Annotated in this window: 14 protein-coding genes; 7 read left to right on the top strand and 7 right to left on the bottom strand. The window is 65.2% G+C overall.

Annotated features, from left to right (window positions below):
• Positions 1 to 229 precede the first annotated feature (229 nt).
• On the top strand, positions 230 to 814 hold the full coding sequence (locus L1F31_RS07970; protein WP_265420110.1) for a hypothetical protein: 585 nt from the start codon (positions 230 to 232) through the stop codon (positions 812 to 814).
• Here L1F31_RS07970 and L1F31_RS07965 read toward each other — a convergent pair whose 3' ends face one another.
• From L1F31_RS07965 to L1F31_RS07950, 4 genes are all read right to left on the bottom strand, one after another.
• Positions 815 to 1,468 (bottom strand): MBL fold metallo-hydrolase, encoded by a 654-nt coding sequence (locus L1F31_RS07965; RefSeq protein ID WP_265420109.1) that lies wholly within the window; start codon positions 1,466 to 1,468, stop codon positions 815 to 817.
• Between the two features lie 118 nt (positions 1,469 to 1,586).
• Positions 1,587 to 2,657: an NADH:flavin oxidoreductase/NADH oxidase gene (locus L1F31_RS07960; RefSeq protein WP_265420108.1), complete on the bottom strand. Its 1,071-nt coding sequence runs from the start codon at positions 2,655 to 2,657 to the stop codon at positions 1,587 to 1,589.
• A 74-nt stretch (positions 2,658 to 2,731) separates the two neighbouring features.
• Positions 2,732 to 3,511, bottom strand: coding sequence for an alpha/beta fold hydrolase (locus tag L1F31_RS07955; protein ID WP_265420107.1), 780 nt, complete (start codon positions 3,509 to 3,511; stop codon positions 2,732 to 2,734).
• A gap of 63 nt (positions 3,512 to 3,574) precedes the next feature.
• Positions 3,575 to 4,216: a thymidine kinase gene (locus L1F31_RS07950; RefSeq protein ID WP_265420106.1), complete on the bottom strand. Its 642-nt coding sequence runs from the start codon at positions 4,214 to 4,216 to the stop codon at positions 3,575 to 3,577.
• Between the two features lie 157 nt (positions 4,217 to 4,373).
• Between L1F31_RS07950 and L1F31_RS07945 the strand changes: the two genes are divergently transcribed.
• The 3 genes from L1F31_RS07945 to L1F31_RS07935 all read left to right on the top strand — a co-directional run bounded on the left by L1F31_RS07945 (position 4,374) and on the right by L1F31_RS07935 (position 7,825).
• The gene (locus tag L1F31_RS07945) at positions 4,374 to 6,602 is read left to right on the top strand and encodes an NADP-dependent isocitrate dehydrogenase (RefSeq protein WP_265420105.1); all 2,229 of its coding nucleotides are present in this window, start codon (positions 4,374 to 4,376) and stop codon (positions 6,600 to 6,602) included.
• A 101-nt stretch (positions 6,603 to 6,703) separates the two neighbouring features.
• On the top strand, positions 6,704 to 7,177 hold the full coding sequence (locus L1F31_RS07940; RefSeq protein WP_265420104.1) for a LapA family protein: 474 nt from the start codon (positions 6,704 to 6,706) through the stop codon (positions 7,175 to 7,177).
• A gap of 3 nt (positions 7,178 to 7,180) precedes the next feature.
• Positions 7,181 to 7,825, top strand: coding sequence for a 4'-phosphopantetheinyl transferase family protein (locus tag L1F31_RS07935; protein WP_265420103.1), 645 nt, complete (start codon positions 7,181 to 7,183; stop codon positions 7,823 to 7,825).
• 23 nt (positions 7,826 to 7,848) lie between these two features.
• Here L1F31_RS07935 and L1F31_RS07930 read toward each other — a convergent pair whose 3' ends face one another.
• Positions 7,849 to 8,220, bottom strand: a complete 372-nt coding sequence (locus L1F31_RS07930) for a hypothetical protein (protein WP_265420102.1) — start codon at positions 8,218 to 8,220, stop codon at positions 7,849 to 7,851.
• The gene (pdxR, locus tag L1F31_RS07925) at positions 8,217 to 9,716 is read right to left on the bottom strand and encodes a MocR-like pyridoxine biosynthesis transcription factor PdxR (protein ID WP_265420101.1); all 1,500 of its coding nucleotides are present in this window, start codon (positions 9,714 to 9,716) and stop codon (positions 8,217 to 8,219) included. The genes L1F31_RS07930 and pdxR overlap by 4 nt, the downstream gene beginning before the upstream one ends.
• A gap of 217 nt (positions 9,717 to 9,933) precedes the next feature.
• On the opposite strand from pdxR, the gene pdxS reads away from it, so the two are divergent.
• The 3 genes from pdxS to L1F31_RS07910 are packed head-to-tail and all read left to right on the top strand — an operon-like array spanning position 9,934 to position 13,011.
• Complete coding sequence (gene pdxS, locus L1F31_RS07920) at positions 9,934 to 10,815, top strand: pyridoxal 5'-phosphate synthase lyase subunit PdxS (protein ID WP_265420100.1); 882 nt, start codon at positions 9,934 to 9,936, stop codon at positions 10,813 to 10,815.
• Complete coding sequence (pdxT, locus tag L1F31_RS07915; protein WP_265420099.1) at positions 10,809 to 11,393, top strand: pyridoxal 5'-phosphate synthase glutaminase subunit PdxT; 585 nt, start codon at positions 10,809 to 10,811, stop codon at positions 11,391 to 11,393. The genes pdxS and pdxT overlap by 7 nt, the downstream gene beginning before the upstream one ends.
• Before the next feature lie 10 nt (positions 11,394 to 11,403).
• Positions 11,404 to 13,011 (top strand): helicase HerA-like domain-containing protein, encoded by a 1,608-nt coding sequence (locus L1F31_RS07910; protein WP_265420098.1) that lies wholly within the window; start codon positions 11,404 to 11,406, stop codon positions 13,009 to 13,011.
• Here L1F31_RS07910 and L1F31_RS07905 read toward each other — a convergent pair.
• A complete protein-coding gene (locus tag L1F31_RS07905; protein WP_265420097.1) occupies positions 12,994 to 13,947 on the bottom strand; it encodes a diacylglycerol/lipid kinase family protein in 954 nt (317 codons plus the stop codon). The genes L1F31_RS07910 and L1F31_RS07905 overlap by 18 nt on opposite strands.
• Between the last annotated feature and the right edge of the window lie 17 nt (positions 13,948 to 13,964).

Here is a 13,964-nt window from a genome sequence, read left to right as displayed (position 1 = left end):
ACCCTCGTACGTGCACCCCAAGGCCGGGGTGCATTCCGATCACTGAATCCGGGCAGGCGGTGCCGCCCCGATTGTGATCGCGTTCATGCTTTTCACATGGATTGCATCAAAGTTAATTCACCGGCGACTGTGACGGAGTCCACATATTGAGCAAATTTCCGAATCGTTACCGTTTCGAGACCAATAGAACAGACAAGTTTTGCCCAGTCTCAATGGATAGGATGATCAGGTGGCTAGCAGTGAGATAGATCGCAATCAGACCGAACCGACGATCGTGCGGACGACGAGCTCGACCGTCCTGTTCTTCACCGTCGCCGGTCTCTGTGCGCTCGGGGTGATCTCGATCGTCATCGGCGATTTCACCCTGCGCGGACTCGCCGCCGCCGGCATCCCCTCGGCGGTCGGAACCTTGGTCTATGTCTTCTACCGATTTCCGCGGGTGGAGCTGCACCGACACCAGCTCGTGCTGGTGAATCCGCTGCAGACTGTGACGATCCCGTGGAACCACGTCGACGGCTTCGAGACGCACTTCGGGCTGAGCGTACGCACGCATGAGAAGACGTTCTCGTCGTGGCCGCTGGCGGGCAAAGGCAAGAAATGGGAGAAGGACGAGCACGGCATGCGTCGACTCGTCGAGGACCCGAGCCCCGCTGTCGATACCGTGCTCGACCGCTGCGCAGGCCTCAGCGACGAGGAACTGGCCAACCCCGGCGGGAAGCGCACGATCGACAGGCGATGGAACCTCGGCATCATCGCCGCAGGCGTCGTCGCCGTGGCCTGGGCACTGGTGGGATTGGCCGCACTGCCCAGCTGATCACCAGCCCCGTTCGCGCCACTCCCCCAGCTTCGGGCGCTCCTGACCCAGAGTCGTCGAATCCCCATGCCCCGGCAGCACGAGCGTGTCATCGGGAAGTTCACCGAACACGCGCTCGTCGAGATCGTCCATGAGCGAGGAGAAGTCTTCGCTCGACCAGGTCTTGCCGGGGCCTCCCGGGAACAGCGAATCACCGGAGAACAGGATCGTCTTGCCCCCGTCGCGCAGCAGCAGAGCGATCGAACCGGGAGTGTGTCCGCGCAGGCTGATCGCCTGGAGGACGAATCCGCCGAAGTCCCCGACGTCGAGGTGGTCGACCGAATGCGCGATCTCCACGCCTTCCGCCTCGGTGATGGCGGCCGCGTCTGCGGCTCCGGCGATGGTCATCGCCTCGGGAAACTTCGCCGAGGCGGCCGGCAGAGCCCGGATATGATCCCAATGCTGATGAGTGGTGATGATCGCCCGCAGCGTCGGTTCCGCCTCGGTGTCCTGGGCACCGGAACCGATGAGTTCCGTGATCGCGTCCGCATCATCGGCGGCGTCGATGAGCACCTGAGAGCCGGTTTCTCTGGCCGTCAGCAGGTACACGTTGTTCGCCATCTCGGAGACCGCGATGGATCGGATGACGACGTGCTCGGTGTCGATGGTGTTCATTTGCCTGCTCCTCTGTGTCTTGTCTCTGCAAACGTTTCGGTGCTGATGGTGCAAACGGTTCGGTATCGGCAGTGCGGACGGTTCGGGCGCTGAGGCACCCGCAGGGATCAGCGGTGGGTCACCACGCTCCGCGGGTGTACTGCGGCGGATAGGGACCGGGATCGACGCCGAGGACATGGGCGGCGCGCTGCGGCCACGACGGTTCGCGCAGAGCGGCACGGGCCATGAAGATCGCATCGGCCTGGCCGGTGCTCAGGATGGTCTCTGCCTGCTTCGGGTCGGTGATGAGGCCGACTGCCCCGGTCGGCACTCCTTCGGCGCGGATGGCGGCGGCCAGCGACACCTGATATCCGGGACCGATGGGGATCCGCACCGGGCAGTTGCCCCCGGAGGAGACGTCGATGAGATCGACTCCGGCTACGGACAGGCCACGTGAGACCTCGGCGGCCTCGGCGATGTCGAAGCCCCCTTCTGTCCATTCGCTGGCCGAGATCCGGACGAACACCGGAACCTGTTCACCGACTTCGCCGCGCACGGCGGCATAGACCTCGTGCAGGAGCCGAGACCGACCGGCGAGGTCGCCTCCGTAGTCGTCCCCACGCTGGTTCGACAGCGGAGACAGGAAGGAATGGAGCAGATAGCCGTGCGCGGCATGGATCTCGACGAGGTCGAACCCGGCGTCGATCGAGCGGCGGGCCGCGGACGCGAACGCGGCGACCACCTCGGCGATATCGTCTTTCGTCATCTCCGCAGGCTCCGCGAGCTTCGGGTAGGCGATGGGACTGGCGCCGAGGGTCGGCCAGCCTCCCTCAGATTCGGCGACGCTGCCCTTCGGCTCACCGGTGAAGGGACGATAGGTGCTGGCCTTGCGGCCGGCGTGAGCGAGCTGGATGCCGATGACGCTTCCCTGGGAGTGGACGAAATCGACGACTGCCGACCACGATTCGGCCTGCTCGTCGTTCCAGATCCCGGCGTCCTGAGGAGAGATGCGTCCTTCCGGGACGACGGCGGAGGCCTCGGTGAGGATGAGACCGAAACCGCCCTGCGCCCTGGCTCCGAGGTGAACGAGGTGCCACGGGCCGGGCATACCGTCCTCGGCTTCGCAGGAGTATTGGCACATCGGGGCGAGCCAGATGCGGTTGGGAATCTCGATGCTGCGCAGGGTCAGCGGCGTGAAGAGCTCGGTCATGGCTCCAGTCTGCCAGTTCGAGCCGGACTCAGACAGGGAGACCGGGGACCGAAACGGCCCGCGCCCGCGCAGACTCAGAGCCCGCCGCAGAACTCCTGGATGTGATCGACGACGATGTCCGGGTGTTCGACCATGAGCAGATGCGCGGAATCGGGAACCGTGACGAAGCGTGAGCCGTCGACCTGACCGGCCATGGCCTCCATCGCCTCCGGGGTGCACCCGGGATCCTGAGCCCCTGCCATGAACAGAGTCGGGGTCGTGATCGAGGTGAGCGCACCGGTCAGGTCATAGGTTCGCAGCGCCGAGGCGGTCGCGATGTAGGCCTCGTCGTCGACGAGAGCAAGGTCGGCGAGCACGATGTGCCCGGTGGCGATGTCCTCACCGAGGAATCCCGCGGCGAACCACCGGTCGGCAGTGTCGTCGACGAGACCGCGGGTGCCCGAGGCCTGCACTTCACCGATCCGCTCATCCCAGGATTCCGGGGTCCCGAACTTCTCTGCGGTCGCACACGCGATGAGCCCGGTCAGTACCTCGGGATGGTTGCGCGCAAGCGTCAGACCGATCGCACCGGAGATCGACACTCCGCAATAGGCGAACGACGTCACGCCTTCGGCGACCATGGACTCGACCAGACCGGAAGCCAGCTCGTCGATCGTCACCGCCGGCGTCGCCTCGGCGAGGGTGTCGGGGCCGGGAACGGTGTGTCCGGGCAGATCGGCGACATAGATCTGGAAATCATCGGCCAGGCGGGCGGCCACGGACGACCACAGCGTCATCCGCGTGCCCAGGGCACTGCCGAAGACGAGGACAGGGGAACCGGAATTGTCATTGAAGGCACGGACGGCGATGCGCATGGGAGGCTCCTCGTGAGAAGTGATGCGAAAAGGATGTCGACGGGACTGAGTCGTCGGGATCGGTCAGGAGTCTGTCGAGGTCAGCCTACCGCCGGAGAACTCGAGATAACAGCGTGGACACAGCGACTCATAGGTCACGGCATTGCCGTCGATGGCGACCTGATCTCCGGCGAAGATGAACTCCCCGTCGACGAGGCGACCGTTGAACATCGCCTTGCGTCCGCAGCGGCAGATCGTCTTGAGCTCTTCGAGGGTATGGGCGATCTCGAGCAGCCGAGCAGACCCTGGGAAGGCCTTCGTCTGGAAGTCGGTGCGGATTCCGTAGCACATGACCGGCACCGAGGCGTTCGTTGCGATGCGCATGAGCGAATCGACCTGAACGGGGGTGAGGAACTGCGCTTCGTCGATGAGCAGGCAGGCGACGGGGACCTTCGGGGCGTCGATCGATTCGAGCAGAGCATCGTGGTCGACGTAGTCTGCGTGTTCGGCATAGATCGTCTCGACGTCTCCGCCCGCGGGGATGAGGAAGTCGACTTCGCGGGTGACGCCCAAGCGGGACACGATCTCAGAAGCGCCCTTCGTGTCGATGACCGGTTTGGCCAACAGAACCCGCTGTCCGCGCTCCTCGTAGTTGAACGCGGCCTGCAGCAGGGCGGTCGACTTGCCGGAATTCATCGCTCCGTACCGGAAGTAGAGTTTGGCCACTGTCGTCCTCTTTCTGTTGTCCGTGCCGACACAGAAGACTACCGGGTGCCGCGATGAGGTGTGAGCACCGTCATCGGCCCGCACCGACTACCGAAATCGTCCAGAAGGTAAGATGGAGGGCGACAAACCCCAAGAAGATGCGGAGTAGTCCATAACTATGGCTAAAATCATTTACACGCGCACGGATGAAGCACCGCTTCTGGCGACCTACTCGCTCAAACCGATCATCGAAGCCTTCGCCACATCGGCCGGTGTCGAGGTCGAGACGCGAGACATCTCACTTGCCGCGCGCGTGCTGGCCCAGTTCAGCGACCGCCTGCCCGAAGATCAGCAGGTCGGTGACGCCCTGGCCGAACTGGGCGCCCTGGCTCAGACCCCCGATGCCAACATCATCAAGCTGCCCAACATCTCGGCTTCCGTGCCGCAGCTCAAGGCCACCATCACCGAGCTGCAGGGACAGGGCTACGACCTGCCCGACTACCCGGAAGAGCCTGCGAACGACGAAGAGAAGGACGTCCGGGCGCGGTATGACAAGGTCAAGGGTTCGGCCGTCAACCCGGTGCTGCGCGAAGGCAACTCCGACCGCCGTGCGCCCGAGGCCGTGAAGAACTTCGCCAAGGCTCACCCGCACTCGATGGGCGAATGGTCCAAGGATTCGAAGACCCGCGTGGCGACCATGGCCTCCGGGGACTTCCGCGACAACGAGAAGTCCGTCATCATCGACGCCGACGACACCCTGACCATCCGTCTGCGCACCGCAGCCGGTGAGACCCAGGTCCTCAAGGAGTCGCTGCCCGTCCTGGCCGGTGAGATCGTCGATTCGACGAAGATGAACGCCGCCGCCCTCGACGAGTTCGTCAAGGAGCAGATCGCCCAGGCCAAGGCCGACGGGGTCCTCTTCTCCGTCCACCTCAAGGCCACGATGATGAAGGTCTCCGACCCGATCCTCTTCGGCAAGGTCATCGAGGCCTTCTTCCCCGGCGTCTTCGCCGAATACGGCAACGTCCTCGCCGAGGCGGGGCTGACCTCCGACAACGGACTCGCCGCGATCCTCGCCGGCCTCGACACCCTGCCGGCCGATGCCGCGGCCGGCATCAAGTCCGGAATCGAGCAGGGCCTGACCGACGGACCCGACCTGGCCATGGTCAACTCGCACAAGGGCATCACGAACCTCCACGTGCCCTCCGACGTCATCGTCGACGCCTCGATGCCCGCGATGATCCGCGTCGGCGGCAAGATGTGGAACAAGGACGACCAGACTCAGGACACCCTGGCGGTCATCCCCGACTCCTCCTACGCCGGCGTCTACCAGACCGTCATCGAGGACTGCAAGGCCAAGGGCGCCTTCGACCCGCGCACCATGGGCACCGTGCCCAACGTCGGTCTCATGGCGCAGAAGGCCGAGGAATACGGCAGCCACGACAAGACCTTCGAGATCGCCGAGGCCGGTGTCGTCGAGGTCGTCGATTCCGCCGGTGAGGTGCTCATGAGCCACGAGGTCGCCACCGGTGACATCTGGCGCGCCTGCCAGACCAAGGACATCCCGGTCCGCGACTGGGTCAAGCTCGCCGTCACCCGTGCCCGCCTGTCGGACACTCCAGCCGTGTTCTGGCTCGACGAGACCCGGGCGCATGACAACAACATCCGCGCGAAGGTCGAGGAATACCTCAAGGATCACGACACCGAGGGCCTCGACATCCGGATCATGAACCCGGTGGAGGCCACGCAGTTCTCCATCGACCGCATCCGCGAGGGCAAGGACACCATCTCGGTGACCGGCAACGTGCTCCGCGACTACAACACGGACCTGTTCCCGATCCTCGAGCTGGGCACCTCGGCGAAGATGCTCTCCGTGGTTCCGCTCATCGCGGGCGGCGGACTCTTCGAGACCGGTGCCGGCGGTTCGGCTCCCAAGCACGTCCAGCAGCTCGTGGAGGAGAACCACCTGCGTTGGGACTCCCTCGGTGAGTTCCTCGCCCTGGCCGAGTCCTTCCGCCACGAGTTCAACGTCCACGGCAATGAACGCGCCGGCGTGCTCGCCGATACGCTCGACGCCGCCACGGGCCGGTTCCTCGAGGAGAACAAGTCCCCGTCGCGCAAGGTCGGCGAGATCGACAACCGCGGAAGCCACTTCTACCTCACCCTCTTCTGGGCGCAGAACCTGGCTGAGCAGACCTCCGACGAAGCGCTGGCCGAGGCCATCACTCCCGTCGCGAAGGCACTGACCGAAAAGGAAGAGACCATCGCGGCCGAACTCCTCGAGGTTCAGGGCAGCCCGGTCGACCTGGGCGGCTACTACTACCCGAACGAAGAGAAGATCACTGCGGCCATGCGCCCCTCGACCACCCTCAACGAGATCATCTCCTCGCTGAGCAAGACCGTCTGATCCTCTGATCGTCATCATGTGAGAAGTGTCCCGGCAACGGTTTCCGAACACATGCCTCACACCCCGACTCATGCGCCCCATCAGCAGATATGATGGGGCGCATGAGTACTCAAGACCCCCGCGGCGAATCGCAGACACCCGAAGAGCTCCTTGCCGAGACCGACTCCGTGCTCGGGGACGAGACTCCCACTCAGGCTGATCCCACTGCAGGCGACACCCGTGAGATCTCCCCACACGGGCAGACTCAGCCGCCCGAGCAGACGCCTCCCGAACAGACGCCGGCCGGGCACGACGATAGACTGCCCTCGACGAAGGGCGGGGCCGGGATGTCAGCGGGCATGTGGATCTCCCTCATCATCGGGGCGATCATCGTCATCCTGCTCCTCATCTTCATCCTGCAGAACAATGTCCCTGCCGAGTTCAAGTACTTCGGCTGGCAGTTCGAGCTTCCCCTGGGAGTCGCCATGCTCTTCGCCGCCATCGGCGGCATCCTCATCGCCGGGCTGATCGGATCGGTGCGGATCTTCGTCCTCAGCCGCAAGCTCAAGAAGATCAACAAGGCGCTGGGCCGCTGAGCGATGGCGTTCCACCCCAGCTTCACCGAACTGCCCACCGATCTGCCCGTGACACTCATCCTCGCCGATACATCGGCTGCGGCTGCGTGGGCACGCGAAGACGATTCCGTGCTCACCGAGCAGGAACGCAACTATGCCCGCGAATTCGGCGCCGAGGCCGCCGCCACCTGGTCGGCCGGCCGCGTCGTCCTCCGCCACGTGCTCGGCTCCCACCTGGGCCAGGACCCGGCCACGATTGAGATCCGACTCGATTCGGCCGGCAAACCGCGCCATGATGACTGCGAGTTCTCCGTATCTCGGTCGCGTCGGCTCGTCCTCGTCGCCGTGGCCGAGGACCCGGTCGGACTCGACATCGAAGCGGTCCCCGACCGCGATGTCGCCCTCGAGGCGATGCAGATGCTCCATGCGAGTGAACGCGCCGAGCTCGAAGCGCTTCCCGACGACGAGGTGGCCGCCGGTTTCGTCCGCGTATGGGCACGCACCGAAGCGTTCCTCAAGGCATTGAGCACCGGGCTGGCCCGCGATCCCGGCCTCGACTACATCGGCGCCGGCACACGCCCGCAGTCACCGCATCCTGATGTCGACATCCACGACCTCGAGGCGGGCATTCCAGCCGGGCACTGCGCTGCTGTCGCCTTCAATCGCTGAGCTCGTTCAGTCTCTGAACGGACTCACTCTCTGAACTGCGGCCCGTTCTCTCCGGTGGTGAAGAGCACGGCGATTCCCAACGACCCCAGAGCCACCAAGCCGAAGAGGATCCAGGCACCGGCGGGGTTGGCGGCCGCGACGAGGACGAGACCGATGACGATTGCCAGGACGATCAGAGCGTCGAAGATCATCGGGAACTTCAGGTAGTGCTTCTCACCCTTGCCCACGGCGTAGGAGATCTGTGTCGCGGCGCTGAGGAAGAGCAGCACCATAGCGGTGATGACCAGCCAGCGCGGGCCCAGGAAGAATTCGGAGACGCTGCTCGAGAACACCCCGCCGAGGACGGCGAGGACCATCTTGATCGTGCCGTCGACGGCGAATCCGGATTTCCTCATGACTGCATCCTACTCAACAGCTTCTGCACCGTTCCCAGTGCCTCACGCAGCACCGAGGCCTCGACGTTCGAGTGGGCGATGACGACCCCGTGACGCACTTCGTCGCCTCCGGTCCACCCCCTGGCCAGGGAGGCGACGAGGATGCCCTGATCGGACAGATCCCGCAGAAGGTGCTGGGCATCGGCCTCCGTTGTTTCGATGACGAGAGTGCGACCGTCATGGACCAGTCCGGGGATCGGTCCGATATCGGCGACGACCTCCTCGGCGGCTCGCAGTCGTCGCCGGCCGCGAGAGATGCGCCGGCGCAGTCCCCCGGAACCGAGATAGGACGCGATGGCCATCTGCAGGATCGGCGAGTAGGCCGGCCCCAGCGCGGTGCGCAATGCCATCAGCCTCCCGGCGATCTCTCCCCGGGCGATGAGGTAGCCGGTCGACACGGCCGAGGTCAGCAGCGTGGAGAAGGTTCCGATGTGGACGACCTCGGCAGCGCCGCCGGTCGTCGAAGCGAGGTCGAAGAGCGTCGGCAGCACCGTGCGCGTGAAGCGAGCTTCACTGTCGTAGTCGTCTTCGACGAGGATGATGCCGGACTCTGACGCCCATGACAGCAGCCGCACTCTCTGGTCGACGGGCATGGGGGTGCCGTGCGGGAATTGGTGGTTCGGAGTCACGACCGCTGCAGACACGTGGCTGGGGATCGGTGCTCCCTGAGTGATGTCCAGCGGCACGAGCTCCTGATCGGTCATCGCCTGCCGGAGACCGGGGAATCCCGGGTTCTCCACAGCGATCCTGCCATCGATGCCGAGACTCAGCAGCAGACGCAGACCATCACGGGATCCGCTGGTGAGGATGATTTCGTCGGGATCGACGGCCATGCCCCGGCTCAGGCGCAGATAGTCGGCGATGGCCCAGCGGGCGTCCGGCTGACCCAACGGGTCGACGGGGCCGGGATCCACGTCGAGTGAGTCTCTCCAGGCTCGTCGGAATGCCGGTTCCCGCAACGGGTCGTCACCGCCGAAGCCGGGCCGCAGATCGACGTAGTTTCGCAGGCGCCGCCGCGGCGAATCCGGCACGCGAGGCCGTCGATGAGCTGCCTCCGGGGCGGTCGGCAGGTCCGGATTGATGCGCGTCGTCGAGCGTTCGGCCGTGACGAGGAAGCCTTCGACGGCGAGCTGGGCATAGGCTGTCTCCACGCTGCCGCGTGAGATGCCGAGGTGCTTGGCCAGTCGGCGGCTCGAGGGCACCACATCCCCGGGACGCAGTGCGCCCTCGGAGATGAGGCGTCGCAGCTCCTGGGTGAGCTGGTCGGGCAGAGAGGTCGACCGGGTCTTGTCGACCGACAGCGGCAGGGCGATGCCCTCGGCGCTCGATGCGTGTCCGGTCGCAGCGGTCCCGGCAGGCACCTGTCCGGTCGCAGCGCTCCCGGCTGGCCCAGCGGGCGCCTGCCCAGTCGCAATGGCCCCAGCGGCCGTCTGTCCGCCCCGTGCACTCGTGTCCATCAGTCGATCGTAGTTCTCCACCTGCCATCTGGCCTAAAATTCTTCTGCAGTTCTGGCTCTCCTGTTGAGCCACTTCGGTGTTTAGGCTGGAGCGGAACGGCCGTTCACCTGTTAAGAGTTCTGCTCATCGACGCGAATGCTCACCGCGGCGCACTGCGTACGCTTGCCTTCGGTCGACCCGAATCGCACCCACAACAGTGAATGGACACCTACTGCAATGACCGAAACACAGACCCTGCTCAACACCGGACTGGCGCAGATGCTCAAGGGCGGCGTCATCATGGACGTCGTCAATGAAGAGCAGGCCCGCATCGCGGAGGCCGCTGGAGCCTCGGCCGTTATGGCGCTCGAGCGCGTTCCCGCCGATATCCGCGCGCAGGGCGGGGTCGCCCGCATGAGCGATCCCGACCTCATCGATTCGATCATCAGCGCCGTGTCCATTCCGGTCATGGCCAAGGCCCGCATCGGCCACTTCGTCGAAGCCCAGATCCTCGAGACCCTCGGTGTCGACTACATCGACGAGTCCGAGGTCCTCTCCCCCGCCGACTACGTCAACCACATCGACAAGTCGGTCTTCCAGGTTCCTTTCGTCTGTGGAGCGACCAACCTCGGTGAGGCCCTCCGCCGGATCACCGAGGGAGCGTCGATGATCCGGTCGAAGGGCGAAGCCGGCACCGGGGACGTCTCCGAGGCGATGCGTCACCTGCGGACCATCAACTCCGAGATCCGCGCCCTGGGTGCAAAGAGCGAAGACGAGCTCTACGTCGCTGCGAAGGAGATCGCCGCTCCGTACCACCTGGTCAAGCAGGTCGCGAGCCTCGGACGTCTGCCCGTTGTCACGTTCGTCGCCGGCGGAATCGCCACCCCGGCGGATGCGGCGATGATGATGCAGCTCGGCGCCGACGGTGTGTTCGTCGGCTCGGGCATCTTCAAGTCCGGCAATCCCGAGGCCCGGGCCAAGGCCATCGTCGAAGCCACCACCCACTTCGATGACGCGGCGGCTGTGGCGGCGGCCTCACGGGGACTCGGCGATGCGATGGTCGGCATCAACGTCGCCGATGTTCCCGCCCCGCACCGTCTGGCCGAACGCGGATGGTGAGAGTCGGCGTCCTCGCCCTCCAGGGAGCCTTCCGTGAGCACCTGCTCATGCTCGGTTCCCTGGGGGTCGAGTCGCGTAAGGTCACCCGGTCCGAGCATCTCGCCGACCTCGACGGTCTCATCCTGCCGGGCGGAGAATCCACGGCCATGGTCCGCATCGCCTCCGGCACCGACCTCTTCGCTCGTCTGCGTGAGCTGATGGCGGCCGGTCTGCCGGTCTTCGGCACCTGCGCCGGCCTCATCCTCTTGGCCGATCGGCTCAGCGACGATTCGCTGGGCGGCTACGAGCGCCTCGGCGGTCTCGATGTCACGGTGGCCCGGAACGCCTATGGACGGCAACGTGATTCGTTCACTGCACCGATCGACGTGGCAGGGCTGAGCGACCCCTTCCAGGCGACCTTCATCCGTGCCCCGCAGATCCTCGACGCCGGTCCGGGCACCGAGGTGCTCGCCGCCCATGAGGGCCGGGCCGTTCTGGTGCGGCAGAACAATGTCTGGGGCGGCAGCTTTCACCCCGAGTTGGGGCAGGACCTGCGAATCCATGCAGAATTCCTCCACCGCCTCGGTGTTGCTGTGTAGAGTTTGCGTCATGACAGCTGAGGCACTGCAGACACTCAAAGACGGCTACACATTCGATGGTGAGACTCTCGAACTCGGGGTCGCGCTCGACGGGGAAGAGCTCTCGAAGGAGACGCCGATCTCCATCCCCCTGTCCATGCTCAACCGGCACGGCCTCGTAGCAGGTGCCACAGGCACCGGCAAGACCGTGACCCTGCAGGTGCTCGCCGAGCAGCTCTCCCGCGCAGGTGTGCCGGTCTTCGCCTCCGATATCAAGGGTGACCTGTCAGGAATCGGCGCTCCCGGCGTCGAATCCGACAAACTGCGCAAGCGTCTCGACGCTGCGGGCCAGGACTGGGAGCCGAAGGCCAACCCGACCGAGTTCTATACGCTCGGTGACTCGGGTCTCGGCACTCCCATGCGCGCGACCGTCACCTCTTTCGGCCCGATCCTGCTGGCCAAGGTCCTCGAGCTCAATGACACGCAGGAATCCGTGCTTTCGCTGGTCTTCCACTATGCGGATCAGGCGGGACTGGCTCTGCTCGACCTCTCCGATCTCAAGGCCGTGCTCACCTTCCTCACCTCTGCCGAAGGCAAAGCCGATCTCGAGGGCATCGGCGGGGCATCGAAGGCGACAGTCGGCGTCATCCTGCGCAAGATCTCCGAACTCGCCGCTCAGGGCGGAGATGTCTTCTTCGGGGAACCCGAGTTCGACACCGCAGATCTGCTGCGCACCGATGACAACGGGGCGGGCATCGTCTCCGTGCTCGAACTGCAGAAGCTCAGCCAGTCCCCCGCTCTGTTCTCCACGTTCCTCATGTGGCTGCTCGCCGACCTGTTCCAGGACCTGCCGGAGGTCGGCGATCCTGACAAGCCCACACTCGTGTTCTTCTTCGACGAGGCACATCTGCTCTTCGCCGATGCGTCGAAGGCGTTCTTACAGTCGGTGACGCAGACGGTGCGTCTCATCCGGTCCAAGGGTGTCGGCATCTTCTTCGTCACGCAGACCCCGAAGGATGTGCCCGATGATGTGCTCGCCCAGCTCGGCTCGCGCATCCAGCATCAGCTGCGGGCGCACACCCCGAATGATGCGAAGGCGCTGAAGGCCACTGTGCAGACGTTTCCGAAGTCTGATTACGATCTCGAGGAGCTGCTCACCTCGTTGGGCACCGGCGAGGCTGTGGTCACGGTGATGGATCCCGACGGAGCGCCGACCCCGGTCGCCCCGACGCGGATGCGCGCCCCGGAGTCGAAGATGGGGCCGATGAGTGAGGACGAGATCACGTCCGCCGTCGCCGCCTCCCCGCAGCAGCAGAAGTACGGCACTGCGATCGACAACGAGTCGGCTCGGGAGATCCTCGCGAAGCGGCTCGAAGGCGGTTCCGAGGCGCATGCCGAAGAGCAGCGCACCGCGACCACCGATTCTCTCGGCGATCAGTCGGCCGGGAATGACAACGGGTCTGCGGACAGGATCGACTTCCCCGAGGAGTCCGATGGTTCCCGACGGAAACCTGCGGAGAAGGACGATGGGAATCTCTTCACTCAGGTGGTGAAGTCTTCAGCCTTCAAGCAGTTCACGCGCACCGCCGCCCGCGAGATCGCCCGCGGAATCTTCGGCACTTCACGACGCAGGCGCTGATACCCTCAATCGGTGCTCACCGGCGTTCACTCGCAATCCGAGGCAGTCACCGATGAGGTCCCCGTCGAGTTGTGCAGGGGCAGGTTCAGTGAGTTCGATCGACGCCGAGGTGGCCCTGCGGTAGTGCATGAGACGGTGGTCTGAGGGGGTACCCCGCAGGCAGGCCGCGGCGATGCCGCGCCAGGCCCGAAGCCGCGCAGCGATTCTTCGCGGCAGGGGTCCGACGGTGAGCACGGAGAATTCGCGTCCGGCGATGTCAGCGTCCGGAAAGACCGTGACCGGCCCGGCCGGACGCGCCGCTTTCGAGGCCATCAGGGACCAGATCCGCTTGGGTTCGCGCCGAGGTGGGTCCTCCCGCTCCGTCACTGCCGACAGGTCTGCGGCGAAGAGGGCCCGGCCGGCACCGAGCATGTATCCGAGCAGTCCCGGCGCCAGATGGTGGTGGGCCACGGCACGGGCGTCGCCTCCGACTCCGGCCAGGCTGAGAAACGCCTGCTGGGACCATTGCCCCGCAGCGTCTCGGACCTCCGCGGTGTTGACCGGGACAAGCCTTTCCTGCGACTGCCCAAGCGCCGTCGGGGAGCTCGAGAGCTGTTGCACGGTCTCGATGCAGTGGTCGATCGCTTGTCGGGCGGAGCTGAACCCCAGGTGTCGGCTGAGCACATTCGCAGTCCCCGTAGGCACGATGAATGTCAGCACCCCGGCCTCGGCAAGGATAGGTGCAGCGGCCCGGATGGTTCCGTCACCGCCGAGGATGATGATGCTCGCGGCTCCCCAGTCCAGCAGCTGCTCGGCCTGCCACCGACCGGATCGAACTGGGGTCGTCGACATGGTCCGATAGTCGATTCCGCTGCTGTTCAGCCCGGTGACAAGGGCGAAATAGGCACGGTGCGTGGAGACATGTTTCGGGTTGACGATGATGCCGATACCGCTCATCGGACGCGCACGCTTCC

It is taken from the genome of Brevibacterium spongiae, from assembly GCF_026168515.1.
Lineage (GTDB): Bacteria > Actinomycetota > Actinomycetes > Actinomycetales > Brevibacteriaceae > Brevibacterium > Brevibacterium spongiae.
Note: the sequence above shows the minus strand (reverse complement) of the source record. Positions and strands in the feature narration are given on the sequence as shown.

What these genes read in the sequence shown, in the direction of transcription:
- L1F31_RS07965 (WP_265420109.1), bottom strand. Translation starts at nt 1,468, where the DNA reads ATGAACACCATCGACACCGAGCACGTCGTCATCCGATCCATCGCGGTC.
- L1F31_RS07960 (WP_265420108.1), bottom strand. Translation starts at nt 2,657, where the DNA reads ATGACCGAGCTCTTCACGCCGCTGACCCTGCGCAGCATCGAGATTCCC.
- L1F31_RS07955 (WP_265420107.1), bottom strand. Translation starts at nt 3,511, where the DNA reads ATGCGCATCGCCGTCCGTGCCTTCAATGACAATTCCGGTTCCCCTGTC.
- L1F31_RS07945 (WP_265420105.1), top strand. Translation starts at nt 4,374, where the DNA reads ATGGCTAAAATCATTTACACGCGCACGGATGAAGCACCGCTTCTGGCG.
- L1F31_RS07940 (WP_265420104.1), top strand. Translation starts at nt 6,704, where the DNA reads ATGAGTACTCAAGACCCCCGCGGCGAATCGCAGACACCCGAAGAGCTC.
- L1F31_RS07935 (WP_265420103.1), top strand. Translation starts at nt 7,181, where the DNA reads ATGGCGTTCCACCCCAGCTTCACCGAACTGCCCACCGATCTGCCCGTG.
- L1F31_RS07930 (WP_265420102.1), bottom strand. Translation starts at nt 8,220, where the DNA reads ATGAGGAAATCCGGATTCGCCGTCGACGGCACGATCAAGATGGTCCTC.
- pdxR (WP_265420101.1), bottom strand. Translation starts at nt 9,716, where the DNA reads ATGGACACGAGTGCACGGGGCGGACAGACGGCCGCTGGGGCCATTGCG.
- pdxS (WP_265420100.1), top strand. Translation starts at nt 9,934, where the DNA reads ATGACCGAAACACAGACCCTGCTCAACACCGGACTGGCGCAGATGCTC.
- pdxT (WP_265420099.1), top strand. Translation starts at nt 10,809, where the DNA reads ATGGTGAGAGTCGGCGTCCTCGCCCTCCAGGGAGCCTTCCGTGAGCAC.
- L1F31_RS07910 (WP_265420098.1), top strand. Translation starts at nt 11,404, where the DNA reads ATGACAGCTGAGGCACTGCAGACACTCAAAGACGGCTACACATTCGAT.
- L1F31_RS07905 (WP_265420097.1), bottom strand. Translation starts at nt 13,947, where the DNA reads ATGAGCGGTATCGGCATCATCGTCAACCCGAAACATGTCTCCACGCAC.